At 68.4% G+C, this 22,961-nt stretch carries 19 protein-coding genes and 1 pseudogene; 6 read left to right on the top strand and 14 right to left on the bottom strand.

Translation table 11 applies throughout. The features are described from left to right. Window positions 1–292: pseudogene (locus IQ458_RS16500) on the bottom strand (DUF2339 domain-containing protein); the annotation flags it as partial. A 223-nt stretch (window positions 293–515) separates the two neighbouring features. Continuing rightward, complete coding sequence (gene gap, locus IQ458_RS16495; protein ID WP_183644277.1) at window positions 516–1,520, bottom strand: type I glyceraldehyde-3-phosphate dehydrogenase; 1,005 nt, start codon at window positions 1,518–1,520, stop codon at window positions 516–518. A gap of 243 nt (window positions 1,521–1,763) precedes the next feature. On the opposite strand from gap, the gene IQ458_RS16490 reads away from it, so the two are divergent. The 5 genes from IQ458_RS16490 (at window position 1,764) to IQ458_RS16470 (ending at window position 5,522) form a co-directional block, all read left to right on the top strand. Beyond that, complete coding sequence (locus IQ458_RS16490) at window positions 1,764–2,387, top strand: OmpW/AlkL family protein (RefSeq protein WP_192197290.1); 624 nt, start codon at window positions 1,764–1,766, stop codon at window positions 2,385–2,387. A gap of 44 nt (window positions 2,388–2,431) precedes the next feature. Then, a complete protein-coding gene (locus IQ458_RS16485) occupies window positions 2,432–3,244 on the top strand; it encodes a S1/P1 nuclease (protein ID WP_203323503.1) in 813 nt (270 codons plus the stop codon). A gap of 163 nt (window positions 3,245–3,407) precedes the next feature. Further along, window positions 3,408–4,190 carry a molybdate ABC transporter substrate-binding protein gene (gene modA, locus IQ458_RS16480; RefSeq protein WP_203323500.1) on the top strand — a complete coding sequence of 261 codons (783 nt, stop codon included), beginning with the start codon at window positions 3,408–3,410 and terminating at the stop codon, window positions 4,188–4,190. A 10-nt stretch (window positions 4,191–4,200) separates the two neighbouring features. Next, on the top strand, window positions 4,201–4,893 hold the full coding sequence (gene modB, locus IQ458_RS16475; RefSeq protein WP_183644286.1) for a molybdate ABC transporter permease subunit: 693 nt from the start codon (window positions 4,201–4,203) through the stop codon (window positions 4,891–4,893). Next, a complete protein-coding gene (locus IQ458_RS16470) occupies window positions 4,893–5,522 on the top strand; it encodes a molybdenum ABC transporter ATP-binding protein (protein ID WP_183644289.1) in 630 nt (209 codons plus the stop codon). Before modB ends, IQ458_RS16470 begins: the two co-directional genes overlap by 1 nt. Here the strand turns inward: IQ458_RS16470 and IQ458_RS16465 are convergent. From IQ458_RS16465 to IQ458_RS16455, 3 genes are read right to left on the bottom strand one after another with little or no spacing between them, the layout of a single operon-like run. Next, complete coding sequence (locus tag IQ458_RS16465; RefSeq protein WP_203323499.1) at window positions 5,519–6,076, bottom strand: energy transducer TonB; 558 nt, start codon at window positions 6,074–6,076, stop codon at window positions 5,519–5,521. The genes IQ458_RS16470 and IQ458_RS16465 overlap by 4 nt on opposite strands. Continuing rightward, window positions 6,073–7,677 carry a TonB family protein gene (locus IQ458_RS19685; RefSeq protein ID WP_235996914.1) on the bottom strand — a complete coding sequence of 535 codons (1,605 nt, stop codon included), beginning with the start codon at window positions 7,675–7,677 and terminating at the stop codon, window positions 6,073–6,075. Before IQ458_RS19685 ends, IQ458_RS16465 begins: the two co-directional genes overlap by 4 nt. Further along, the gene (locus IQ458_RS16455; RefSeq protein ID WP_183644295.1) at window positions 7,667–8,035 is read right to left on the bottom strand and encodes a BlaI/MecI/CopY family transcriptional regulator; all 369 of its coding nucleotides are present in this window, start codon (window positions 8,033–8,035) and stop codon (window positions 7,667–7,669) included. The genes IQ458_RS19685 and IQ458_RS16455 overlap by 11 nt, the downstream gene beginning before the upstream one ends. 116 nt (window positions 8,036–8,151) lie before the next feature. On the opposite strand from IQ458_RS16455, the gene IQ458_RS16450 reads away from it, so the two are divergent. Next, window positions 8,152–10,095: an acetyl-CoA hydrolase/transferase C-terminal domain-containing protein gene (locus IQ458_RS16450; protein WP_203323498.1), complete on the top strand. Its 1,944-nt coding sequence runs from the start codon at window positions 8,152–8,154 to the stop codon at window positions 10,093–10,095. 287 nt (window positions 10,096–10,382) lie between these two features. On the opposite strand, the gene tkt is transcribed toward IQ458_RS16450, so the two are convergent. From tkt to IQ458_RS16410, 9 genes are all read right to left on the bottom strand, one after another. Then, window positions 10,383–12,383, bottom strand: coding sequence for a transketolase (tkt, locus tag IQ458_RS16445; RefSeq protein WP_203323497.1), 2,001 nt, complete (start codon window positions 12,381–12,383; stop codon window positions 10,383–10,385). Window positions 12,384–12,609: 226 nt separating this feature from the next. Then, on the bottom strand, window positions 12,610–13,974 hold the full coding sequence (locus IQ458_RS16440) for a dicarboxylate/amino acid:cation symporter (protein WP_203323496.1): 1,365 nt from the start codon (window positions 13,972–13,974) through the stop codon (window positions 12,610–12,612). A 77-nt stretch (window positions 13,975–14,051) separates the two neighbouring features. Continuing rightward, window positions 14,052–15,674, bottom strand: coding sequence for a BatD family protein (locus IQ458_RS16435; RefSeq protein ID WP_235996917.1), 1,623 nt, complete (start codon window positions 15,672–15,674; stop codon window positions 14,052–14,054). A gap of 32 nt (window positions 15,675–15,706) precedes the next feature. Then, the gene (locus IQ458_RS16430; RefSeq protein ID WP_425504711.1) at window positions 15,707–17,476 is read right to left on the bottom strand and encodes a vWA domain-containing protein; all 1,770 of its coding nucleotides are present in this window, start codon (window positions 17,474–17,476) and stop codon (window positions 15,707–15,709) included. Beyond that, entirely contained in the window at window positions 17,455–18,477 is a 1,023-nt protein-coding gene (locus IQ458_RS16425; protein WP_235996912.1) for a vWA domain-containing protein, read from the bottom strand. Before IQ458_RS16425 ends, IQ458_RS16430 begins: the two co-directional genes overlap by 22 nt. Next, window positions 18,474–18,926, bottom strand: coding sequence for a DUF4381 domain-containing protein (locus IQ458_RS19680; protein ID WP_235996910.1), 453 nt, complete (start codon window positions 18,924–18,926; stop codon window positions 18,474–18,476). Before IQ458_RS19680 ends, IQ458_RS16425 begins: the two co-directional genes overlap by 4 nt. After that, window positions 18,926–19,828, bottom strand: a complete 903-nt coding sequence (locus IQ458_RS16420; protein ID WP_203323492.1) for a DUF58 domain-containing protein — start codon at window positions 19,826–19,828, stop codon at window positions 18,926–18,928. The genes IQ458_RS19680 and IQ458_RS16420 overlap by 1 nt, the downstream gene beginning before the upstream one ends. Before the next feature lie 10 nt (window positions 19,829–19,838). Further along, window positions 19,839–20,849 (bottom strand): AAA family ATPase, encoded by a 1,011-nt coding sequence (locus tag IQ458_RS16415; RefSeq protein ID WP_183644319.1) that lies wholly within the window; start codon window positions 20,847–20,849, stop codon window positions 19,839–19,841. Window positions 20,850–21,019: 170 nt separating this feature from the next. After that, window positions 21,020–22,960 (bottom strand): type IV pilus secretin PilQ, encoded by a 1,941-nt coding sequence (locus IQ458_RS16410; RefSeq protein ID WP_183644322.1) that lies wholly within the window; start codon window positions 22,958–22,960, stop codon window positions 21,020–21,022. Window position 22,961 lies beyond the last annotated feature (1 nt).

The raw sequence follows: 22,961 nt of genomic DNA, 5'->3' as shown, positions 1-22,961 counted from the left end.
CCTGTTCGGGCGCGGACGAGCGCATCAGCTCGGCGAGCGTGGGCGTGGGCGTGGACACATCGTCGCTTTGCGGCTCCGGCGGGACCCGCTCGCGGACCGGTGCGGTCGCGCGCCGCGCCTGTTCCGTCGCGGGCGCGCCCGTGGCGGCCGCGGCGTTTCTCCGTAGCGCATCCAGTTGCTGTTCCAGCGCGGCGACCCGCCGTTTCAATCCGGCGACCGACACCAGCGCCAGGATCAGCAGTACCGGCACCGCCAGCACGGCCAGGCCGATCAGGACCAACACTCCCGCCAAGTCATCCATTTCCCGTCCTCGTCATGGATCCGGCGCGCGCCGCAAGTCGGGTCCGCGTCCGGATTCGCGTCCGCAGCCTCCGGCAAAGCCCGGGGCATTGCAAGAAGCTGCCCCCGGGTCGCCTCCCGCTGGCCAACCGGTATATCACGGCGATACCCGTAAACGCGGAAGGCGCCCGCAGGCGCCTTCGCGTATTGCTTCCGGAAAGTCCCGGTTGGCTTGGTTACTTGCCGGCGACCACGCGGACCATTTCCAGGCACTTGTTGGAATAGCCCCACTCGTTGTCGTACCAGCTCACCAGCTTGACGAAGGTGCCGTCCAGGGCGATGCCGGCGTCGGCGTCGAAGATCGAGGTGCGGGTGTCGCCGCGGAAATCGGTGGCGACCACCTTGTCCTCGGTATAGCCCAGGATGCCCTTCAGCGCGCCTTCGCTCTGCGACTTCATCTCGGCGCAGATCTCGGCGTAGGTGGCCGGCTTCTCGAGTTCGCAGGTCAGGTCCACCACCGAAACGTCGCTGGTCGGCACGCGGAAGCTCATGCCGGTCAGTTTCTTGTTGAGTTCCGGAATCACCACGCCGACCGCCTTGGCCGCGCCGGTGCTGGAGGGAATGATGTTTTCCAGGATGCCGCGGCCACCGCGCCAGTCCTTGTTGGACGGACCGTCGACGGTCTTCTGGGTGGCGGTGGCGGCATGCACGGTGGTCATCAGGCCACGCTTGATGCCCCACTTGTCGTGCAGCACCTTGGCCAGCGGCGCCAGGCAGTTGGTGGTGCACGAAGCGTTGGAAATGATCGCCTCGCCCTTGTAGGTCTTGTCGTTCACGCCGTATACGAACATCGGGGTGTCGTCCTTCGAAGGCGCCGACAGGATCACCTTCTTCGCGCCGGCATCCAGGTGCTTCTGCGCGGTGGTCTTGTCGAGGAACAGGCCGGTGGATTCGATCACCACTTCGGCGCCGACTTCGTCCCACTTGAGGTTGGCCGGATCGCGTTCCTGGGTCAGGCGGATCTTCCTGCCGTTGACGATCAGGGTGTTGCCTTCGACCTTCACCTCGCCCTTGAAGCGGCCGTGCACGGAGTCGTACTGCAGCATGTACGCCAGGTAGTCCGGTTCCAGCAGATCGTTGATGGCGACGATTTCGATGTCGTCGGCGAAATTCTGCACGGCGGAACGCAACACGTTGCGACCGATACGGCCGAAGCCGTTGATACCAACCTTGATCGACATTGCTCGGGACTCCTGCGGCCGCGCCCGGCGCGGCGGGGTTGACGGGATGACCATTCTATCAGGGCCGGCGCGGCCGGCCATGCGGGACGGAGGGGCGGGCGCGGATGCCGGGTCCATGCCCGCTCCGCATGCATTTCCGGCCTCTTCACGCCCCATTGATCCGGATCAAGGCGACGCGCCGCGCCGGCGCGGACACTGCGCACATCGATTCACCCACACGTCCCATCGAGAAGAAGAAGCCCCATGAACAAGCCCCTCGTATCCGCCGTTCTCGCCGTTGCCCTCGCCGGCGCCGCGCTGCCCGCCTTCGCGCAATCCAAGGGCGACTGGACGCTCGGTTTCGGCGTCCATCAGGTCAACCCGAAATCCGACAACGGCAAGCTGGCCAATGGCGCGCTGGCGCTGGACATCGACAGCGACGTCAAGCCGACCGTGACCTTCGAATATTTCCTGCGCGACAACCTGGGCCTGGAAGTGCTGGCCGCGCTGCCGTTCAAGCACGACATCGAGATCAAGGGCCTGGGCCGGGTCGGCAGCACCAAGCACCTGCCGCCGACCTTCACCCTGCAGTACCACTTCAACGGCCAGGGCAAGGTGTCGCCGTTCCTGGGCGCGGGCGTCAACTACACCACGTTCTTCAGCGAAGACACCCGCGGCGCGCTCGCCGGCAGCAAGCTGAAGCTGAAGGACTCCTGGGGCCTGGCCGCGCATGCCGGTCTGGATTTCAAGGTCAGCGAACGCGGCGCCGTGCGCGTGGACGTGCGCTGGATGGACATCGACAGCGACGTCAAGCTCGACGGCGTGAAGCTCGGCCAGGCCAAGATCGATCCGCTCGTCTACGGCGCGGCATATGTGCTGAAGTTCTAAGCCTGTAACCACCGGAGCGGGTCATGTCGGTTAAAGTGGCCGGCATGACCCGCACCGTTTTTTCCGCATTCCTTTCCTTCTGCCTGCTCCTGCCGCTCGCGCCCCGCGCAGGCGCGTGGGGTCCGCTGGGACACCGGCTGGTGGCACGCCTGGCGGAAGCCGATCTGGATCCGCGGGCGCGCGCGGAAATCCAGCGCCTGCTGCGCGGCGAAGCCGAGCCCACGCTCGCCGGCATCGCCAACTGGGCCGATGACCTGCGCGAGAACGATCCCGACCTCGGCAAGGCCACCGCACGCTGGCACTACGTCAACATCGGCGAACACGATTGCAGTTACCAGCCCGCGCGTGATTGCCCCGACGGCAAATGCGTGGTCGAGGCGATCCGCGCGCAGAGCGCCATTCTCGCCGACCCCAGGCGCCCGGACGCCGAACGCCTGCAGGCACTGAAGTTCGTCGTCCATTTCGTCGGCGATGCCCACCAGCCGCTGCATGCCGGCTATGCGCGCGACAAGGGCGGCAACGATTTCCAGACCAGCTACCAGGGCAAGGGCGGCAACCTGCACCGGGTCTGGGACAGTGGCCTGCTCAACAGCCGCGGACTGAATGAAGACGGTTACCTGCGGGTATTGCGCGCGCTGCCTCTTCCCCCGCCTGATCGGGCCGCCGCGCTGCCTCCCGCCTCGGCGGACTGGGCGCGCCAATCCTGCGCGATTGTCGTCGCGCCGGGCTTCTATCCCGCCCGAGCCAAACTGGAAACCGCGTACTACGAACAGCAGCGGCCGATCGCCGAGCGCCAGCTGAGGCTGGGCGGCGCGCGCCTGGCATCGCTGTTGAACGCGGCGCTTGCCCCGCACTGAATCCCCCGGCCCAGGACGCATCCCGATGAATGTCCGACGCTTGTTTTCGTTGTTCGCATTCGCTCCGCCGGCGCTCGCGGCGTGCGCGCCCCGCGCCATCGCGCGCGTTTCGCACGCGGCGCGCGCCACGGCATTCCCTGGCGCACCCGAGCAGAGTCCCGCCATGATCCACCCCTTCCCGCTTCGTCGTTGGGCAAGCCTGCTGGTCCTGGGACTTGCCTTCACCACGACTGCACCGGCGCAGGAACCCGCGTCGCTGACGGTGTTCGCCGCCGCCAGCCTCAAGGAGTCGATGGACGAGGCCGCCGCCGCCTACCAGCGCGCCACCGGCACGCCGGTCCGGGTGTCCTACGCCGCCAGTTCCGCGCTGGCGCGGCAGATCGAGCAGGCCGCGCCCGCCGACGTGTTCTTCTCCGCCGATCTCGAATGGATGGACTACCTGCAGCAGCGCGGCAAACTCGATCCGGCGCAGCGGCGCAACCTGCTCGGCAACCGGCTGGTGCTGATTGCTCCCAAGGCGAGCACGCGCCAGGTGAACCTGGCCACGCCCGGATCGCTGGCGACCGCACTGGGCCAGGGCCGGCTGGCGGTCGGGCAGACCCGCACCGTTCCGGCCGGCAAGTACGCGCGCGCGGCGCTGCAGAAACTGGGCCAGTGGCCGGGCGTGGAGACGCGCCTGGCCGAATCCGAAAGCGTGCGCGCGGCGCTGATGCTGGTCGCCCGCGGCGAGGCCCCGCTGGGCATCGTCTACCTGTCCGATGCGCGCGCCGAACCCGCGGTGCGGGTGGTGGCGACTTTTCCCGCCGACAGCCATCCGCCCATCGTCTATCCGGTCGCCGCGCTGCGCGGCGAGCGCAACGCGCAGGCGAATGCCCTGGTGAAGTGGCTCGCTTCGCCGGAAGCCGGCGCGATCTTTCGCCGGCACGGCTTCGTCCTGCTGAAGTAGGCCGCGCCGCTTGGACTGGTTCACACCCGAGGAAATCACCGCCATCCGCCTGAGCCTGAAGGTGGCGGTGACCGCGGCGATCGCCAGCCTGCCGTTCGGCGTGCTGGTGGGCTGGCTGCTGGCACGGCGCCGTTTTCCCGGCAAGGCGCTGCTCGACGCGGTGGTGCACCTGCCGCTGGTGCTGCCGCCGGTGGTGATGGGCTACGCCCTGCTGATGACACTGGGAACGCAGGGTACGGTTGGCGCCTTCCTGCAACAGCACTTCGGTATCGTGTTCGCGTTCCGCTGGACCGGCGCGGCGCTGGCCTGCGCGGTGATGGGATTTCCGCTGATGGTGCGCGCCATCCGGCTCTCGCTGGAGAACACCGACCGCAGGCTGGAGCAGGCCGCGGCCACGCTAGGCGCCGGTCCCTGGCGGGTGTTCTTCACCGTCACCCTGCCGCTGGCCTGGCCCGGCCTGGTCGCCGGTACCGTGCTGGCGTTCGCCAAGGCACTGGGCGAATTCGGCGCCACCATCACCTTCGTGTCCAACATTCCGGGCGAGACCCAGACATTGTCGTCGGCGATCTATGGGCTGATGCAGGTCCCCGGCGGCGAAGCCGGCATCTGGCGGTTGGCGGCGGTCGCGGTCGCGATCTCGCTGATCGCGCTGCTGTTGTCGGAATGGCTCACGCGGCGCCACGTTGGCCGGGAGGAAATCTGATGCTGCGGCTGGACGTGGAACTCAGGCGCGGTACGTTCCATCGGCGCGTGCGCATCCAATCGGACGCGCGCGTGCTCGCGCTTTCCGGTCCGTCCGGCGTGGGCAAGACCACCGTGCTCAACGCCATCGCCGGGCTGGTATCGCCGGTGGCCGGGCATATCGAAGTCGATGGCCGGGTGCTGTTCGACAGCGCGAACCGCATCGATATCGCCACCCATCGACGCCGCATCGGCTACGTGTTCCAGGATGCGCGCCTGTTTCCGCACCTCGACGTGCGCGGCAACCTGCGCTACGGGCGCCATGGCCGAAACACGCCGGTACGCTTCGGTTTCGACGCGGTGGTCGAACTGCTGGGCATCGGTGCGCTGCTGGGACGGCGCACGCGCAACCTTTCCGGCGGCGAAGCCCAACGGGTGGCGATCGGGCGTGCGCTGCTCTCGCAACCGGCGATCCTGCTGTTCGACGAGCCCCTGTCCGCACTGGACCAGGCACGCCGTGAAGAGTTGATTCCCTACCTGCAGCGGGTCCGCGATGAAATCCGCCTGCCGATCGTCTACGTCAGCCACCACGCCGAGGAAGTGCGCCGCCTGGCCGACGCCGTGCATGCGATGGCGCCGGGCAGCGACTAGCGCTTGGCCGACGCCACCTCGCCCTTGCCGTTGCGGAGACTGAAGGTGAAGGCATAGGCCAGCGATACCGGCACGATCCGCTTCTGCACGGTCGCACCCGCGCAACCGACGCCATTCCAGTCGCGATCGCGGGTGGCGGCATCGGGATAGTCGCAGAACATCGCCGGTTCGAACCGCCATTGGCTCACCGCGGCCAGCATCGCGTCGCGCAGCGGGACGAACTGCTCCGCCGGCGCGCAGCCTTCCTGGGCCAGTGCGTTGACCTGTGCAGGATTGCCCGCTGCATCGACGACGAACGACACGCACAGCGTGGTGGGCGCCAGTTCGCTCGCGGGATAGTCGGCGGGAAACACCGGCGAGACGTTGTCCTGCGGAACCGGATAGGCGAACGCCTGATGCGCCGCCATTGGATAGCGCGCGCTGCCTTCCGGCATGATCAGGCGGCGCTCGACGCTGTCGATGCGGGTGGCGGGAGGACTGGCACAAGCGGTCAGGCCGGCGATCGTCACCGCCAGCATCCAGCGTGGCGCGCTCGCATGCGCGGTGCGCCTCATCGCCGCGCACTCCGCTGTCCATTCCACGCCGGTTCGGTCAGATCGCGTGCGGCCTGTTGCGCCAGGTCATCCGGTTCATCCAGCGAAAACTCCACCGGCACCCGCACCATCGACACCACGGCACGGCCCGCTTCGATGGCCGGCTCGAAACGCCATCCGCGCGCGGCGGTCATCGCGGCCTGGTCCAGATCGTCGAAGCCGGAACTGCGCTCTAGGCCGACCTGGCTCACCCCTCCCTCCGTCCCGATGACCAGCCTCATCACCACCGTCCCCTCATGCCGGCTGGCGGGATATCGCGGCGGTGCGAGCGTGGAATGATCGACGGCGCGCTTCATCCGGCTGATTGGACGGCTGCCGGTGCTCAGCGGCGAGGTGGTTCCCGGTTCGAGGGTGACCATCAGTTCGATGGAGAGGGAAGGCTTCCCGTTTTCACCGTCGATGCGAAGGCTCGCCGACTTGCCGAGCTCGATCAGCAACTCGGGGCTTCCCGCCGGCTTGCCGGCGACGTCGATATCGGCAAGCACGCGGGCACGCCCGGCCGTCATCGCTTCGACCCGGAACGTGCCCTTCCACGTCTCGCCGGCCTCCGTCTGGCCCGACACCGCGAATGCCTTTCCGGGCTTCTCGCGGATCTCGAACGCGCGGGTCGCACCGCCCAGGCTCACCTGCATGGCGATGTGGTACAGGCCCTCCTGCGCGACCGCGGGCGGCGGCGCCGGTTGCGCGGCCCAGGCGCCGTAGCCGGCCGCGACGACCATCGCGGCCACCAGCACCGTAGCCAGAGCACGGCGGCGCCGAGAGGGAAGCTGCTTTCCGAGTTGGGCGATCCTCTCCCTGAGCGGATGCGGCGCGGGCCAATGGCAGGCGAGCGGCACCGGACCGACATCCAGTTGCCCCTTCAGCATGGCCTCGCCGTAACTGCGCCGGGCACCGGGATGCCGGCGGATGACGTCCTCGTCGCAGGCCAGTTCCTGATCGATGCGCAAGCGGCGCGCGGCCAGATGGATCAGCGGGTTGAACCAGTAGACGCACCGCAGCGCCGACATGAACGCATTGGCCACCAGATCGCCGCGGTTGATGTGGAGGCGCTCATGGCAGGCGATGAGAACCCGTTCCCGTTCCAGGTAGCGGGACTCGAAATCGGCCGGCACCACGATGCGGGGACGGAACAGTCCGATGGCCGCCGGCAGTCCGCGCGTACTCGTCGCGCTCCACAGCCCATCCCCGCACCGGCGCAGCTCGCCCAGGCCGCGCACGAAGCGGTGCTGTCGCATCCACAGCCAGCCCGCCATCGCGACGACGCCACCCAGCCAGGCGACCAGCAGGCATGTTTCCCACATCGAGAACAGGGACGGCGCCACCGCCGCGGTGGCCGCCCGCATCGGCATCAGCACTGTGCCCACCGCGTCCCATTCCACCGCTACCTCGCGCGCGGGCAGCAGCACCGCGAGCGCGGCGACCGGTACGCACAGCCAGGACGCGTAGGCGGCACCCGCTCCCAGCCAGCGCCGGAGTGGCGCACGCAGCAGATACAGGATCAGGATGACCAGGGACGTGGCGAGCGTGGTCGCCAACAGCAGGCGCAGCAGATCACTGCTCATCGTCGAGCTCCGCGATCAGTTTCTTCAGTTCGGCAATGTCCGCCGGCGACAACCGACCCTGTTCGCTGAAATGCGCCACCAGTGGCGCCACCCGCCCGCCGAACAGGCGTTCGAGCATTCCCGCGCTCTGCTGCCGTACCCAGTCCTCGCGGGGCAGCACGGGCGTGTAGAGGTAACGGCGGCCTTCCTTCCGGGCTTGGATGGCGCCCTTGTTGAGCAGCCGGTTGAGCAGGGTCTTCACCGTCGGCTCGGCCCAGCCGGTCTGCGCGGACAGGGTCGCCAGCACCTCGTCGGCGCCGAGCGGGTGTTCCCGCCAGAGCACCTCCATCACCAGGGCTTCGGCATCGCTGATCGGCATGGCGTTTACACCTGTAAATTTTTATCGATTACGCGCGTAAACAGTTCGCCTGTCAAGCCCCCCGGCAGACGCCCCGTTCCTGCCTCCCTCACCGGCTTTCGCCTAAGCTTGCGCGCATGACCGTTCACCTGGACTCCCTCGACGGCGCCGTCGAATTCATCCTCCAGCACACCCCGCAGACCCTGCGCATGGGCGCGCCGCTGGGCATCGGCAAACCGCATCGCCTGCTCAACGCGTTGTACGCGCGGCTGCGGCAGGACGCCTCCCGCCCATGGTTCCTCTACACCGCGCTGTCGCTGGATCCACCGCAGGCGCACGCGGGCCTGGAAGCGCGCTTCCTCGCCCCCTTCGCCTCGCGCCACTTCGGCGACGACTTCCCGCGCCTGGATTACGTGCAGGCGATGAAGCGCGACGCATTGCCCGCGCACATCGAAATCGAGGAGTTCTACATGCAGTCCGGCGCGCTGCTGTCCTCCTCGCAGGCGCAGCGGCGCTACGCGAGCCTCAACTACACCCACGTGGCGCGGGCGCTGGGCGATCGCGCGCTCAACGTGATCGTGCAGAAGGTGGCGCGCGAGCCCGGCGGAAGCCGGCTGTCGCTCTCCTGCAACAACGACCTCACCCAGGATGCGGTGGAGGCGGTGCTGGCACGCGGCCTGCCCCGTCCGTTGCTGGTGGCGGAAGTGGATCCGCAATTGCCCTGGCTGGGCGGTACCGCGGCGGTGGACGAGGACTACTTCGACGCGGTGGTGACCCCGCCCGGCCCCTATCCGATGCTGTTCGGACTGCCGCGCCAGCCTGTTTCCGATGCGGAATACGCAATCGGCCTGTACGCCAGTGCGCTGGTGCGCGACGGCGGTACCCTGCAGATCGGCATCGGCGCGCTGGCCGACGCGCTCTGTCACGCGCTGGTGCTGCGCCATACCGACAACGCCGCCTATCGCGCGGTGCTGGCGGCACTGGATCCCCGGATCGAACAGCATCCCGCCGTGATCGAGAGTGGTGGCCTGGATCCTTTCGAAGCGGGCCTGTACGGCTGCAGCGAAATGATCAACGAGGGATTCAAGCGACTGGTGGAAACCGGCGTCATCCGCCGCAAGGTGGTCGACGACGAACTGCTGATGCAACGCATCGCCGACGGCACCGCGAACCTCGGCGACCAGGCGCGGCTGCAGCGCGACGGCGAGTACCTGCACGGCGCGTTCTACCTGGGATCGCCGGCTTTCTACGACTGGCTGCGCAAGCTCCCCGATGACGAGCGCCGCGCCATCGGCATGCGCCGCATCGGCAGCGTCAACCAGATCTATGGCGGCCACGAATCGCTGGAACGCCTGCAACGCCGCGAGGCGCGCTTCTTCAACTCGGCGATGATGATGACCGCGCTCGGTGCGGCGGTGTCGGATGGGCTGGAAGATGGGCGGGTCGTGTCCGGCGTCGGTGGGCAGTACAACTTCGTGGCGATGGCGCATGCGCTGGACGACGCCCGTTCGGCGCTGATGTTCCGCGCCATCCGCGACGCCGGCGGCAAGACCCATTCGAACGTGCGCTGGAACTACGGCCACACCACCATCCCGCGCCATCTGCGCGATCTGTGCATCAACGAATACGGCATCGCCGATCTGCGCGGCCGCAATGACGAGGACTGCGTGATCGCGATGGCCGGCATCACCGACGCGCGCTTCCAGTCCGGCCTGCTGGAGGAAGCGCAGCGCAGCCGCAAGCTCCGTCGCGAATTCGTCCCGCCGGCGGCCTGGACGGAGAACACGCCCGCGCATCTGACCGCGCGCCTGCGCCGCTTCCGCCACGACGGCACCCTGCCCGACTACCCGCTGGGCAGCGATTTCACCGAAGTGGAACAGCGCCTGGTGAAAGCCCTGTCCTGGCTGAAGAGCCAGACCACCACGCCACTGGGCAAGGTGGGCACGGTGTTGCGGGCAATGTCAGCGGGCACCGCCGATGCCGAGGCGATGGAGCGGATGGGATTGAGGAATCCCGCCGGTTGGGGTGAGCGCGTGGAGGCGAAGCTGTTGGCATTGGGATTGCGCGAAACCCGGGGTTAACCCAGATCGCATCGCCATCACCGACGTAGAGCGGAGCTCGCTCCGCTGCTTTGCTTTTGTTGTTGATTTTTGCTGTTTCTCCCACCAGGACCTTCACCCTGAGATCCAGGCCCGACCGACCATCCGCCTGCCGCAACCGCCGCCAATCGAACGGCAACGACCACGGCAGCAGAGCAAGCTCCGCTCTACGGTGCAATCGACGGGTGTCGGCGGCGACGGTACTCACCCATGAAAAAGGCCGGGCTCACGCCCGGCCTTTTTCGTGATTCACGACGGCAAGTCCGTTCTCAATCCAGCGACTTCACCGCCTCGACCACCTTCTCCACGGTGATGCCGAAGTGCTTGTAGAGCGCTTCCGCCGGCGCGGAGGCACCGAAGCTCTCCATGCCCACGACCGCGCCGTCCAGGCCGACATACTTGCGCCAGAAATCGGTGGTCGCCGCTTCCACCGCCACGCGCTTGCGCACCGCCTTCGGCAGCACCGCTTCGCGGTACTCGGCCGGCTGGCGATCGAACACGTTGGTCGACGGCATCGACACCACGCGGGTCTTCAGGCCTTCGGCATCCAGCGTGGTCTTGGCCTGCATGGCCAGGCCCACTTCCGAGCCGGTGGCGATCAGGATCACGTCCGGTGTGCCGGCGGCATCGGCCAGCACGTAACCGCCGCGCGCGATGTCGGCGACCTGCGCTTCGCTGCGCGCCTGGTGCGGCAGGTTCTGGCGCGAGAAAATCAGGCAGCTCGGGCCGTCGCGGCGGACGATCGCCGCCTTCCACGACACCGCCGACTCGACCGCGTCGCACGGGCGCCACACATCGTTGTTGTGGATGTAGCGCAGCGACGCCAGGTGCTCGACCGGCTGGTGGGTCGGACCGTCCTCGCCCAGGCCGATGGAATCGTGGGTGTAGACGTGGATGGCGTGGGCCGGAATCAGCGCGCTCATGCGCACCGCGTTGCGCGCGTAATCGCTGAACACCAGGAAGGTCGCGTCGAACGGCAGGAAACCGCCGTGCAGCGCCAGGCCGTTGCTGATCGCGGTCATGCCGAACTCGCGCACGCCGTAGTACACGTAGTTGGCGTTCGGATCATCGGTGGCGACCGACTTGCTGGCCTTCCACAGGGTCAGGTTGGAGTGCGCCAGATCCGCCGAACCACCGATCATTTCCGGCAGCAGCGGGGCGAACGCTTCGATCGCCAGCTGCGAAGCCTTGCGCGAGGCGATCACCGGGCCTTCGGCCTGGGTCTTGGCGATGAAGGCATCGGCGGCGGCCAGGAAGCCTTCCGGCAGGTCGCCATGCGAGCGGCGGCTCAGTTCGGCGGCCTGTTCCGGATACTGCGCGGCGTACTTGTCGAACAGCATGTTCCACTGTTCCTCGCGCACCAGGCCGGTGTTGCCGGCGCGCCAGCCGTCGTAGATTTCCTGCGGAATCTCGAACGGGCCGTACGGCCACTCCAGCGCCTTGCGGGTGGCTTCCAGTTCCTCCTTGCCCAGCGGCGCCCCGTGCGAGGACTCCTTGCCGGCCTTGTTCGGCGAACCGAAACCAATCGTGGTGCGGCAGCAGATCAGCACCGGCTTGTCTTCCGATTTCAGCGCGGTGTCGATGGCGGCCTTGATCTCGACCGGATCATGGCCGTTGACGTTGCGCACCACCTGCCAGCCATAGGCTTCGAAGCGCGCCGGGGTGTCGTCAGTGAACCAGCCATCGGTGTTGCCGTCGATCGAGATGTGGTTGTCGTCCCAGAAGCAGACCAGCTTGTTCAAGCCCCAGGTGCCGGCCAGCGAGGCGGCTTCGTGCGACACGCCTTCCATCAGGCAGCCGTCGCCCATGAACACCCAGGTGCGGTGATCGACGATTTCGAATTCGGGACGGTTGAAGCGCTGCGCCAGCAGCTTCTCGGCCAGCGCGAAACCGACCGCGTTGGCGAAACCCTGGCCCAGCGGACCGGTGGTGGTTTCCACGCCGGGGGTTTCGTGGCGTTCCGGATGGCCGGCGGTCTTGCTGTGCAACTGGCGGAAATGCTTGAGCTCTTCCAGCGGCAGGTCGTAGCCGCTCAGGTGCAGCAGCGCGTACTGCAGCATCGAGCCGTGGCCGTTGGACAGGATGAAGCGATCGCGGTTGAACCAGTGCGGGTTCTTCGGGCTGTGGCTCAGGTAATCGTTCCAGAGCACTTCGGCGATGTCGGCCATGCCCATGGGCATGCCCGGGTGACCGGACTTGGCGGTTTCGACCGCGTCGGCGGCGAGGAAACGGATGGCGTTGGCGAGCTGGCGGCGGGAGGGCGTCGTCATGGGGAGTTCGGGGCTTTGGAGTGGCGCGCCGGAATGCGGGCCGCCCATTGTCCCATAGACCGGCGGCCGGGCAGAAACGGCGGCATCGCCCGGCCAACCGAATCCCCCCTTGAATCAGTGACTTGCGGGGACCCAGGATTTCCTGTCTTCAGTGTTTCCCGGCCACGAAACGCCGACGCCCCGCGATTGGCGGGGCGTCGGGAGCGGATTCGGCCGGATCACGAACTCAGGTGTGCCCGCGATCGGTTTCGCCCTTGGACACCATCGCCGCGATCGCGATGTCGCCGGTGACGTTGAGGGTGGTGCGGCACATGTCGAGGAAATGGTTGACGCCCAGGATCAGGCCGATGCCCTGCGGCGGTACGCCGACCATGCCGCAGATCATCGCCACCACCGGCAGCGAGCCAGACGGCACGCCGGCCGTGCCGATGCCGCCGAGGATGCACACCAGCATCACCAGCACCTGCTGGAACAGGGTCAGGTCCACGCCGAAGAACTGGGCCAGGAAGATCACCGTCACGCCCTCGAACAACGCGGTGCCGTTCTGGTTGGCGGTGGCGCCGACGGTCAGCACGAAGCGCGAGATCCGCGGCGGCAGGCCGAGCTTCTCTTCCGCCACCCGCAGCGAGGTCGGCAGGGTGGCGTTGCTGGACGCGGTGGAGAACGCCAGCACCATCGCTTCCTGGGTGCCGCGGAAGAACGCGCGTGGCGAGTAGCCGCCGATCGCGCGCAACGCGATCGAATAGACCACGAACAGGTGCAGGGCCAACGCCAGCACCACCACGCCGACATAGCTGGCGAGCTTGAACAACAGGTCCCAGCCGAACTTCGCGGCCAGGTCGAACATGAAGCAGAACACCGCGTACGGGGCCAGGCGGATCACCAGGCCGATCAGGGTCATCGACACGTCGAACAGACCCTGGATGCCCTCGCGCAGCGTATCGGTGGCCTTGCCGGGCGTCAGCACCATGCCGATGCCCAGCATCAGGGCGAAGAACATCACCGCCAGGATGGTGTTGTCGGCGGCCGCCTTGATGACGTTGTCCGGCACGATCGACAGCAGCATGTCGAGCCCGTGCGGCTGCTCGTGCGTGCTGGCGACGATGGCGCTGGCGCGTTGCGCCCCCTCGGCCAGCAGGTGCTGCGCGGTCTCGCGGTCAATGCCGCTGCCCGGTTGCAACCAGTTGACCAACAGCAGGCCCAGCACCACCGCGATGGACGACATCAGCACGGTGTAGCCCAGGGTACGCCAGCCTACCCGGCCGAACGCCCGGATATCGCCCATCTCGGAAACGCCGACCACCAGCGCCGAGAACAGCAGAGGCACCACCAGCATGAAGATGAGATTGAGGAACAGCTGGCCAATCGGCCCGGTCACGTAACTGGTGATCAGCTGCACCCATGGCATGCACTGCCAGGGCAGATCGGCGGCCCCGGCGACGCAGGCCGGATTGCCGGTGCCGGCGGCGGTCAGCTGGCCGATTCCCGTCATGTACACCAGCAATCCCATTGCCAGGCCGGCGATGAAACCGATCGCCATTTTCCAGTGCAGCGGTAGCTTGTTCTTGCCGGTGGTCGGGGCTTCGGTCATGAGGGATGCCTTCGGAACGAAGCATCCAGCTTAGCAAACCTGCCCGGGCCGGCCGTTGTGCGCCTGCGTCAATCCGCTCAGGCCGGTGGATACAACGGCGGCAACGGCGCCCGCGGCGGTGTCACGTCCTCATGCCAGCGGGGACCGTCGGCGAATGCCGTTCTCAGCGCGCCGCGGGCGGCACTGCCGTCGCCATCGGCCCATCGGGCCCGCCGCAATTGTTCCACCGCATCGCGTTGCGCGGGCGGTTGCAGGCGCCGCACGAGTTCGTCCAGATCCGCCGCGGGCGGGCTGACCATGCCGCGCAGCACTTCGCCCACCTCGTCCAGGCTGCCGGTATCCAGCGCGCGCTTGAGATCCGGCAACGCATGGCGAGGGGCCGGCGCCGTGCGAGCGGCGCCGTCATGCGCCGGCGCCGGCGCGGGAGCACGCCGGCGCTGGAGCGCCCATACCAGGGTGATCAGCCAGAGCACCGCGAACGCCACCGCCAGCCATGGCCAGACGCCATCGCCCGCGAGCGCGCGGCCGTTCCCCGCCGGGCCGATCAGCGTGGCGGGCGCGGCACCGGGCACGGTGGCCGCAGGGGCGGGCGCGCCGGCGGCCACCTGCAACGGCAGATCCGGCAACCGGGCCGTTTTCGCCGCGCTGGCCGCCACGTCCCACCAGGGAATTCCCAGCCCCGACACCATCAGGCGTCCCGGGCGATCCGGCACCACCGCATAGCGCTGGGTCCACTTCACCTGCGGCGTGCCGCCAGTGAAGGTCTCGTCATATTGAATCGGTTCGGCGAATACCTGCGCGCCCGGCACCGATGGCACCGGCATCTCCGGAAGCTGCGCCCGCGTGGCGCCCTCGGCAACGCCTTCCACGACCAGCGTCGCCGCCTCGCCCACCCGCGCCGCCGTGGGCGCGCCGACATAGCGTAGGCGCAGATCCCGCAGCGGCAGCCAGGGTTGCGGGGCTCCCGGTGGCTGCGCGCGCACCACCAGTGCGCGCGGCGCACCGGCAACCCGCAACTCACGCCGCCCGTTGCCGACCAGATCGTCGAACCAGCCGCCCGCGCCGCGCCCGTTGAACCGGGGCGCCGGCAGGGTCACGGTTCCACTGCGCTCGGGCACCAGCAGGAAGCGCCTTTCGATCAGGTTATAGCGACGGCCGTTGATCTCCCGGCTGCCTTGCACGTCGTCGCCGATCTTCTGCAGCACCGCGCCATCCGGCGCGTCCAGATCCAGTTCGCCGGACACCAGCGGTACGCCATAGAACAGGCGCAGCACCACGCCCACGCTCTGCTGGACATAGGGCGTGGCGTCGTCCACTTCGGTTTCCAGGAACACATCGGCATTGCCCGCGCGCGTGGCGACCGGCGGCGCGGGCCGGACGGTCAGCGCGATGGGCGCGGTGCGCTGTTTTCCGACCTGCAAGGCGGGAATGACCAGATTGCCTTCGCGGCGCGGCCGCAGCGTGATCTGGTAGGTCACCCGCGAAGCGCTGGCGCCGTTGATCATTTCGAACGAGCGGCCGCTGCTCTGGTCCAGCAATTCGAAGTCCTGCATCAGCGGCGTGAGATCCGGCGCCGACGCCGCGCCCGTCGACTGGACGGTCAGCGCCACCGTGTCACCGAGATCGATCGGGTTGCGATCCAGGCGCGCCTCTACCTGCGCCTGCGCCGGCCATGCGGCCAATGCCAGCACGAGCCACATCAACACGCCGATCGGATGTCGCCACCACGCTCTCATTGCCCTTCCCTCATCCGACGTTCGTGTTCCAGCTGGAATTTGGCCTTCAGCAATCCGCCCGGATCATCCGGCACCCGCTTCAACCAGGCCTGCAGTGCCTGGCGGCGCTCGCGTTCGGCGGGCGTCTCGTCGGCGGCGGCCTGGCCCGTCGAAGCCTTGCCGTCACGCTTTTCCGGCTGCCGCGCGAGCGCCTGGCGCATGCGCTCGCGCTGGGCCGCGTCGGCGGCCTGCTGGGCCTGCGGATTCGCGGGTGAATCCGGCGGCTGCGAGGCCGTCCGCGCCGGGGATTGCGCCGAATCCGCTTGCGGCTGCGGCGGTTTGCCGGGTGTCGCCGGTGGTGGCTGTCCCTGCTGCTGCGAGGCGGCGGCATTGTTCGCCGCGCGCGAAGCGTTCGGCGAAGCGCCGGCGTTGCCGGCGCCGCGATCGGAGGAATTCTTGCCCTGCTGTCCCTGCCCTTGCTGGCGTTGCCGCGCCTGTTCGACCGCGCGGCGGTTGGCAATCGCATCCTGCATGCCCGGCTGCCGCTGCAACGCCCTGTCGTAGGCGCCGATGGCCTCGTCGTAGCGGCCCTGCTTGGCCAGCGCGTTGCCGAGGTTGTACTGCGCTTCGGCATTGTCCTGACCGGCGAACGCCTGTTCCGCCGCGGCGAAGTCGCCCTTGCGGTAGGCCTGCACGCCCTGTTCCATCCGCGCGTGCTGCTGCTGATCCGCACGGCGCCACCAGTTGCCGTCGGCGGCCTGAGAAGGCTGTGCCCACAGCAACGAACAACCGGCGAGCAGCATCAATGCGGCGCCACGACGGAAGGCGAGCAGCATCAGCAGCATCAACGGAGGCAACAACCAGTAACCCTCGTCCAGCCACGCCTTGCCGCGCGTACCGGATGGACTGGCGGCGTCGATGCTGTCCGGCGCCAGCACGCCGAGCGCTTCCAGATCCGTACTCTCGCGCGCCAGTACCTCGAAACGTCCGCCTCCGCGCTGCGCGAGCTGGCGCAACGACGCCGCATCCAGCCGTGTCCGGGCCAGCGCGCCATCGCGCGCGCGGTAGGCCGCTCCGGCTTCGCTGCCCAGGCCCAGCACGGAAACACGATAGCCCTGCCGGGACGCCCGGGCCGCCGCTTCGAGCGCGGCCGCGTCCGCATGATCCGCCATCAGCAGGATCTCGCCGCGGTCGAAACCCGCTTGCTTCAGCAGCCGCGCCGCCCCCTCAATCGCACGATCCATCCGCTGCCCATCGGCCGGCATGACGTCGGGAGACAGCGCGTCGAGGAACAATGCGACGTTGTCCGCGTCTTCGGTCAACGGCGCCACCGTGAACGCATCGCCCGCGTACGCCACCAGCGCCACCTGCCCACCTTGGCGCTGGCGCAGCAACGTGGCCAGCTTGCCGCGCGCCTGCAACAGGCGCGACGGCGGCAGATCAGCGGCTTCACTGGCGCTGGACAGATCCAGGGCGATCACCAGCGGAGCGCGTTGTTCCCACAATGGCTGTTCGCCCTGGCGCCAGCTCGGTCCGGCCAACGCCACTATCGCCATCGCGAAACCCAGCGCCAGCAGGATCGGCGCGATCCATCCGGCGCGTCCCGCGCCGGCGAGCAGGTGCGGCAGCAGGTGCGCATCCACCGCCTGCCGCCAGACATTCGCCCGCCGTTGGCGCAGCCGCCAACCCGCGCCGATCAGCGGCGCCAGCAGCAACAACCACAGCAACTGCGGACGCAGGAAATGCAGCGATTCCATCCATGTCGTCATGCGTGCCTCCGTGGCAATGCGAAGGCGAGCAATCCCACGCACAGCGCTGCCGCCAGCGGCAGCGGATAGCGCTCGACGCGCGGACGCACCTGTTCACCGGGCAGTTCCACAGGTTCCAGGCGGTCCAGCTCCGCATAGATGCTCGCCAGCTGCTCGATATCGCGTGCGCGGAAGAAGCGCCCGCCGGTCTGCTTGGCGATGCGCCGCAGGGTGTCCTCGTCGATCTCCTCTCCGCCAGCTCCCGGCAACGGCACCGCCATGCCGAAGAACGAAGTCATGCCGCTGCCGCCAAAGGCGATGGTGTGCACGCGCACGCGTGCCTGCGCCGCGAGTTCGGCCGCCTTCAACGGCTCGAGCATGCCGGCGGTGTTCACGCCGTCGGTCAGCAGGATCAGTACGCGCTGCCCTTTCTCCTGCGCCGCCAATCGCTTGACCGCCAGGCCGATCGCATCGCCCACCGCGGTTTCCCTGCCGGCCAGTCCCACCACGCTGTCGCGCAATTGCTCGCGCACGCTCTGCCGATCCATCGTCAGCGGAGTGAGCGTGTAGGCGCGCTGACCGAACACGAGCAGGCCCACCCGATCGCCGGCGCGGCGGTCGAGGAAATCCGCGAGCACCGCCTTGGCGGCCGTCAGCCGATCCACGACACTGCCGCCGAGCTCCATGTCGGCCTCGCTCATGCTGCCGGACAGGTCCACGGCCAGCATCAGGTCACGTCCGCTTTGCGGTGGCGTGACGGCCTCGCCGAAAGTCTGCGGCCGGGCCGCCGCCGCGCACAGCAGGAACCAGGTCAGCCAGGCCAGCGCCGCCACCCGGCGCTTGCCCAGGAATCCATGCGTCGCCGCGATGGCCTGCAGGTTTCCACCATAGGGAACACGCAGCGCCGCCGAGGTGCTCCGGACCGGCGGCAGCAACCAGCGCATCAGCCACGGAAGCGGAAACGCCAGCCACATCCACGGCCACGCGAATCCGGCGTACGCGTCGCGCAAGGCCTGCAGCAGCGGCCAGTCGCCGATCATCGCTTGCCCGCCATCAATTGCAGGAAACGCGCACGCGCCAGTCCACGCAGGCGCGCGACCGCATCGGCGTCGACTTCCCGTCGATAGCCGCCATCCAGCAGCAGGCGGCCCTCCCCCTGCGAGAACGCTCCCGCGGTGTCGCCATCGAGGAACCGCAACCAGGCTTCGCCCGACAGGCGGGTCGTGCCGGAATCGGCCTCGCGCGCCGCACGACGCAGCAGATCGGACATCGCCGCCACCTGCGCGGCCGGTGCGTCGCCCAGGCCGCTCTCGTCGAACCAGCGCAGCCACTGGCGCTGGCGCCGGCTTCGACGCCAATGGCGCGCCACGAAAAACACGACGACCACCGCCAGCAATCCCGCCAGCAACCACCAACCGGGCGCCAGCGGCCACCAGGCCGGCGTGGGCGGCAGATGGACATCGCGCAAGACCAGATCGGCTGGCTTCATCAGGCCACCTGCGGTGTCGGTGCGCCCGCGGGCAGCCAGGATTCACTCGGCGCATCGCCACGCAGGGCATAGGCACGCACGCCACGCAGCGGCAACCCGCGCACCGCGGCCTGCATGGGTTCCGAGAAGTACCGCTGCCAGCGTTGTCGCTGGGCGGCGTCGGCCAGATCGAGTTCCACCCGGCTTCCACCGGCCTGGAACGGAAGCGCGGACGCAGGTGGCGAGGCTTCCAGCGCATCGAACAGCATCACCACGCTGATCTCGTGATGTGCGGCCCAACGCGGCCAGTCACTCTGCGGAATGGCCGCGACACTGTGCGGATCGGCCAGCACGATCATCCGTGAGCCGGGCCGCAGCAGGCGCGCGGCATGATCCAGCGCGACCGCCAGTCCCTGATCGTCCGTGGGCGGACGCTCGTACCAGCGCACCAGCGCATCCAGCACGCGCAGCGCTCCCCGCGTTCCGGACGCCGGCGGCACCGGCGGCTCGGCGGCGGTACCGCGCAGCGCCGCGACGCGATCACCGTCGCGTATCGCGCTCCAGGCCGCCACCGCGCCGGCGCGCGCGGCCTGGGTGGATTTGAAGCGTACCCGGGTGCCGAAATACAGCAGCGGCGAGGTATCGGCCACGATCAGCGTCAGTCTTTCGCGTTCGGCCTGGAACAGCTTGGTATGGGTCCGCCCGCTGCGCGCGGTCAATCGCCAGTCGATGTGGCGCACGTCGTCGCCGGGCACGTACTCACGCGATTCGGCGTATTCCATCCCCCTTCCGCGCAGGGTCGACGCTGCCGGCCCGGTGATCGAATGCCGACCGTGGCGCGCCGGCTTGCGTCGCTGCGCGGTGGCGCGCAGCGCGACCAGTTCGGCCAGGGTCGGGGCGATGCCGTCGCCGTTGATCGCCATGCCGGTTCCCTCAGGGCAACGGCACGATGTCGAGCAGCGCCGCGACCAGGCGATCGCCATCCCAGCCTTCGGCGGTGGCTTCGTAGCTGGGCAACACGCGATGGCGCAGCACGTCCGGGGCGATCGCGCGCACGTCCTCCGGCGTCACGTAGTCGCGTCCGGCCAGCCAGGCGCGCGCGCGCGCGCAGCGTTCCAGCGCGATGGAACCCCGCGGGCTCGCGCCCCATGCGATGCGCCGCGCCAATTTCGGGTCGTAACGCGCGGCGTCGCGCGATGCGAGCACGAGTTCGATCAGGTAGCGCTCGAGTTGCGGCGCCACATGCAGGTCCAGCACCGCCTTGCGCGCGGCGAACACGTCTTCCTGCGGCATCCGGGTCAGTGTGGCCGGCACCGGTTTCAGGGTCTGCTGCGCGCGCTCGCGCGCCAGACGCAGGATTTCCGCTTCCGCGGAAGCCTCGGGATAACCGATGCGCACGTGCATCAGGAAACGATCGAGCTGGGCTTCCGGCAGCGGGAAGGTGCCTTCCTGTTCGATCGGGTTCTGGGTCGCCATCACCAGGAACAGCGCCGGCAACGGATAGGTGTGCCGGCCGACCGTGACCTGGCGCTCGCCCATGGCCTCCAGCAACGCCGACTGCACCTTGGCCGGCGCGCGGTTGATCTCGTCGGCCAGCAGCAGCGGGTGGAAGATCGGTCCCGGCTGGAATTCGAAACGGCCGTCCTGGGGACGCCACACCTCGGTGCCGGTCAGATCGGCGGGCAGGAGGTCCGGGGTGAACTGGACCCGGGCGAAGTCCGCCTCCAGCCGGCCCGCCAGCGCCCGGACCGCCGTGGTCTTGGCCAGGCCCGGCGCGCCCTCGACCAGCAGATGCCCGTCCGCGAGCAGCGCGATCAGCAGGCGCTCGATGAGCGCGGCCTGGCCGACGATGGTGTCCGACAGGTCCTGTCTCAGCGCGGTGAACGCGGCATGCAGGCGCCCCTGCTCGGGCGGCGGAAGCGGCGCGGAAGCGGAATTTTCCATCGGGAGCGGCTGTGCGGAATCGGAGGGCCATTGTGACCCAAGGAAAGATGGATTGGTTCAGCCAGCCCCATCCACCGGTTTAGCCCGCGTGCACGTGGTCCCCGCCGTCCCCGAAACGCGGACGGGGGCCGAAGCCCCCGTCGTCATTCCGATGGCGGATTGCGCGTGCTTCAGTTGGCCGCGCGCGACAGCGCCTGCTGCGGTGCCACCCGAAGGACCTTCGGGGTGACGAAGATCAGCAGCTCCGCCTTTTCCTTGTTGCGTCCCTTCTTCTTGAACAGGTTGCCCAGGAAAGGGATGTCGCCCAGGAACGGCACCTTGGCGATGCTGGTGCGATCGGTGAACTCGTAGACCCCGCCGATGACAACGGTCTGGCCATCGTCGACCAGCACCGCGGTGTTGATCTCGCGCTTGGCGATTTCCGGCACCGAACCGAAGTCGCCCATCTCGATGAACCGCAGCACTTCGTCCTTCTTCACGTTCAGCGACAGGAACACGCGATTGTCGCTGGTGATGGTCGGCACGACCTTCAGTTCCAGCACGGCTTCCTTGAACTGCACGGTGGGCGTCAGCACGCCGGTGCCGCCGCCGGTGACGGTCAGGTAGCCGACCTCGCGGCCCTGCTTGATGACCGCTTCACGCTGGTTGGTGGTGACCAGGCGGGGGTTCGAAATCACTTCGCCACGGCCCTCTTCCTGCAGCGCCTGCAGTTCGATGTCCAGGTTGAAATTGCGGCCCAGCAGCGTGTAGGCGATGGACGCGGGCGTCCCCAGGGTATAGGTCTTCGCCGGCAGGTTGACGTTGAGGCCGCGATTGGCCGGCGACGTCCCCGCATCCGGCAAGCCGCTGCCGATCGTGCCGGTGTTGTCGCCGTTGTTGTAGCTGCGGCGTCCACCGATGCCGAATCGCGCGCCCAGATCGCGGGCAAAGCTGTCGGTGGCGATCACGATGCGGCCTTCGATCAGCACCTGGTCGACCGGGCGGTCGATCACGCTGATGAGCTCGCGCATCTGCGCGATCTTCTTCGGGATGTCGTTGATCATCAGCGTGTTGGTGCGCTCGTCGGCAACGATGCGCCCGCGCGGCGACAGGAAGCTGTTTTCCTGTTGACCGCCCGGGCCGCTGCCGCCGGAGCCACCGCTGCTGTTGCCGATGCCCTTGGCTTCGGTGATGGCTTTGAAGATCGCCGCGGCGTTGTGGTAGTTGATCTGGATGTAGTCCGTGACCAGGTCCTCGCGATTCTCGATCGCGATGCGCGCGTCTTCCTTGTCCTGCTCGAACTTGGCCAGTTCCGGCTGCGGGGCCACCCACATCACGCCGCCATCGCGCCGCTTGTCCAGGCCCTTGGCGCGCAGGACGATGTCCAGCGCCTGGTCCCAGGGCACGTTGACCAGTCGCAGGGTCACATTGCCCTGCACGGTGTCGGAAGCGACGATGTTGAGGTTGGATTCCTCGGCGATCAGCTGCAGGACCGTGCGGACCGGCACATCCTGGAAATTGAACGTCACCGGGCGTCCCCCGTAGGCGCGGGCGTTCTGCGTGGCCGCCACCTTGGCCGCCGCGCTGGCGACCGTACCCGCCGCCGTACCGCCGGGCGCTCCCATAGCCGGCTTGTCCGCCCGCGGGGCGATTTCCACCACGTATTCGTTGCCGGTCTGGTAGGCCAGTGATTCGAAGGCGCCCTGGGTGCTGAGCACCAGCTGGGTACCCTTGCCACTCGGGCGGGCGTCAACCCGCTGCACCGGGGTGGCGAAGTCGACCACGTTCAGGCCGCGCTGCAAGGTGGCGGGAATCTCGGCATTGCCGACGTCCACCACCACGGAGGAGCCCAGGTTGCGCAGGTCGGGGGCCGCGCCGGCCCGGTCGAACTTGACCACCAGCCTGCCCGCGCCGTCGTCGCCGCGGCGGAAGTCGATATTGGTGATGGCGACCTGCCCGGCTGCCGGCGTGGCGGCCGGTGCCGTGGCTGGCGCGGTCGCCTGGGGTACCGGATTGGCCGCGCCGGCAGCGCCCGTGGCGACCAGCAGGCCGATGGCGAAACCCAGGCCCTGGATCCTGAGCGAAGCCAGGCGCCGGATCGGCCGCAGGCCATTAGCGTTTGAAGCGGTCATC

This window comes from Pseudoxanthomonas beigongshangi, from assembly GCF_016820515.1.
GTDB classification, from domain to species: Bacteria; Pseudomonadota; Gammaproteobacteria; order Xanthomonadales; family Xanthomonadaceae; genus Pseudoxanthomonas_A; species Pseudoxanthomonas_A beigongshangi.
This window is presented reverse-complemented; position numbering and strand designations above follow the sequence as displayed.

Excerpts from the sequence above, each read along its gene's own strand:
- IQ458_RS16455 (WP_183644295.1), bottom strand. The coding sequence starts at position 8,035 with ATGCCGATCAGCGATGCCGAAGCCCTGGTGATGGAGGTGCTCTGGCGG.
- gap (WP_183644277.1), bottom strand. The coding sequence starts at position 1,520 with ATGTCGATCAAGGTTGGTATCAACGGCTTCGGCCGTATCGGTCGCAAC.
- tkt (WP_203323497.1), bottom strand. The coding sequence starts at position 12,383 with ATGACGACGCCCTCCCGCCGCCAGCTCGCCAACGCCATCCGTTTCCTC.
- IQ458_RS16485 (WP_203323503.1), top strand. The coding sequence starts at position 2,432 with ATGACCCGCACCGTTTTTTCCGCATTCCTTTCCTTCTGCCTGCTCCTG.
- IQ458_RS16435 (WP_235996917.1), bottom strand. The coding sequence starts at position 15,674 with ATGTGGCTCGTGCTGGCATTGGCCGCATGGCCGGCGCAGGCGCAGGTA.
- IQ458_RS16420 (WP_203323492.1), bottom strand. The coding sequence starts at position 19,828 with ATGGCGATCAACGGCGACGGCATCGCCCCGACCCTGGCCGAACTGGTC.
- IQ458_RS16415 (WP_183644319.1), bottom strand. The coding sequence starts at position 20,849 with ATGGAAAATTCCGCTTCCGCGCCGCTTCCGCCGCCCGAGCAGGGGCGC.
- modA (WP_203323500.1), top strand. The coding sequence starts at position 3,408 with ATGATCCACCCCTTCCCGCTTCGTCGTTGGGCAAGCCTGCTGGTCCTG.
- IQ458_RS16450 (WP_203323498.1), top strand. The coding sequence starts at position 8,152 with ATGACCGTTCACCTGGACTCCCTCGACGGCGCCGTCGAATTCATCCTC.
- IQ458_RS19685 (WP_235996914.1), bottom strand. The coding sequence starts at position 7,677 with ATGAGCAGTGATCTGCTGCGCCTGCTGTTGGCGACCACGCTCGCCACG.
- IQ458_RS16465 (WP_203323499.1), bottom strand. The coding sequence starts at position 6,076 with ATGAGGCGCACCGCGCATGCGAGCGCGCCACGCTGGATGCTGGCGGTG.
- IQ458_RS16490 (WP_192197290.1), top strand. The coding sequence starts at position 1,764 with ATGAACAAGCCCCTCGTATCCGCCGTTCTCGCCGTTGCCCTCGCCGGC.
- IQ458_RS19680 (WP_235996910.1), bottom strand. The coding sequence starts at position 18,926 with ATGAAGCCAGCCGATCTGGTCTTGCGCGATGTCCATCTGCCGCCCACG.
- IQ458_RS16470 (WP_183644289.1), top strand. The coding sequence starts at position 4,893 with ATGCTGCGGCTGGACGTGGAACTCAGGCGCGGTACGTTCCATCGGCGC.
- IQ458_RS16440 (WP_203323496.1), bottom strand. The coding sequence starts at position 13,974 with ATGACCGAAGCCCCGACCACCGGCAAGAACAAGCTACCGCTGCACTGG.
- IQ458_RS16425 (WP_235996912.1), bottom strand. The coding sequence starts at position 18,477 with ATGATCGGCGACTGGCCGCTGCTGCAGGCCTTGCGCGACGCGTACGCC.
- IQ458_RS16410 (WP_183644322.1), bottom strand. The coding sequence starts at position 22,960 with ATGACCGCTTCAAACGCTAATGGCCTGCGGCCGATCCGGCGCCTGGCT.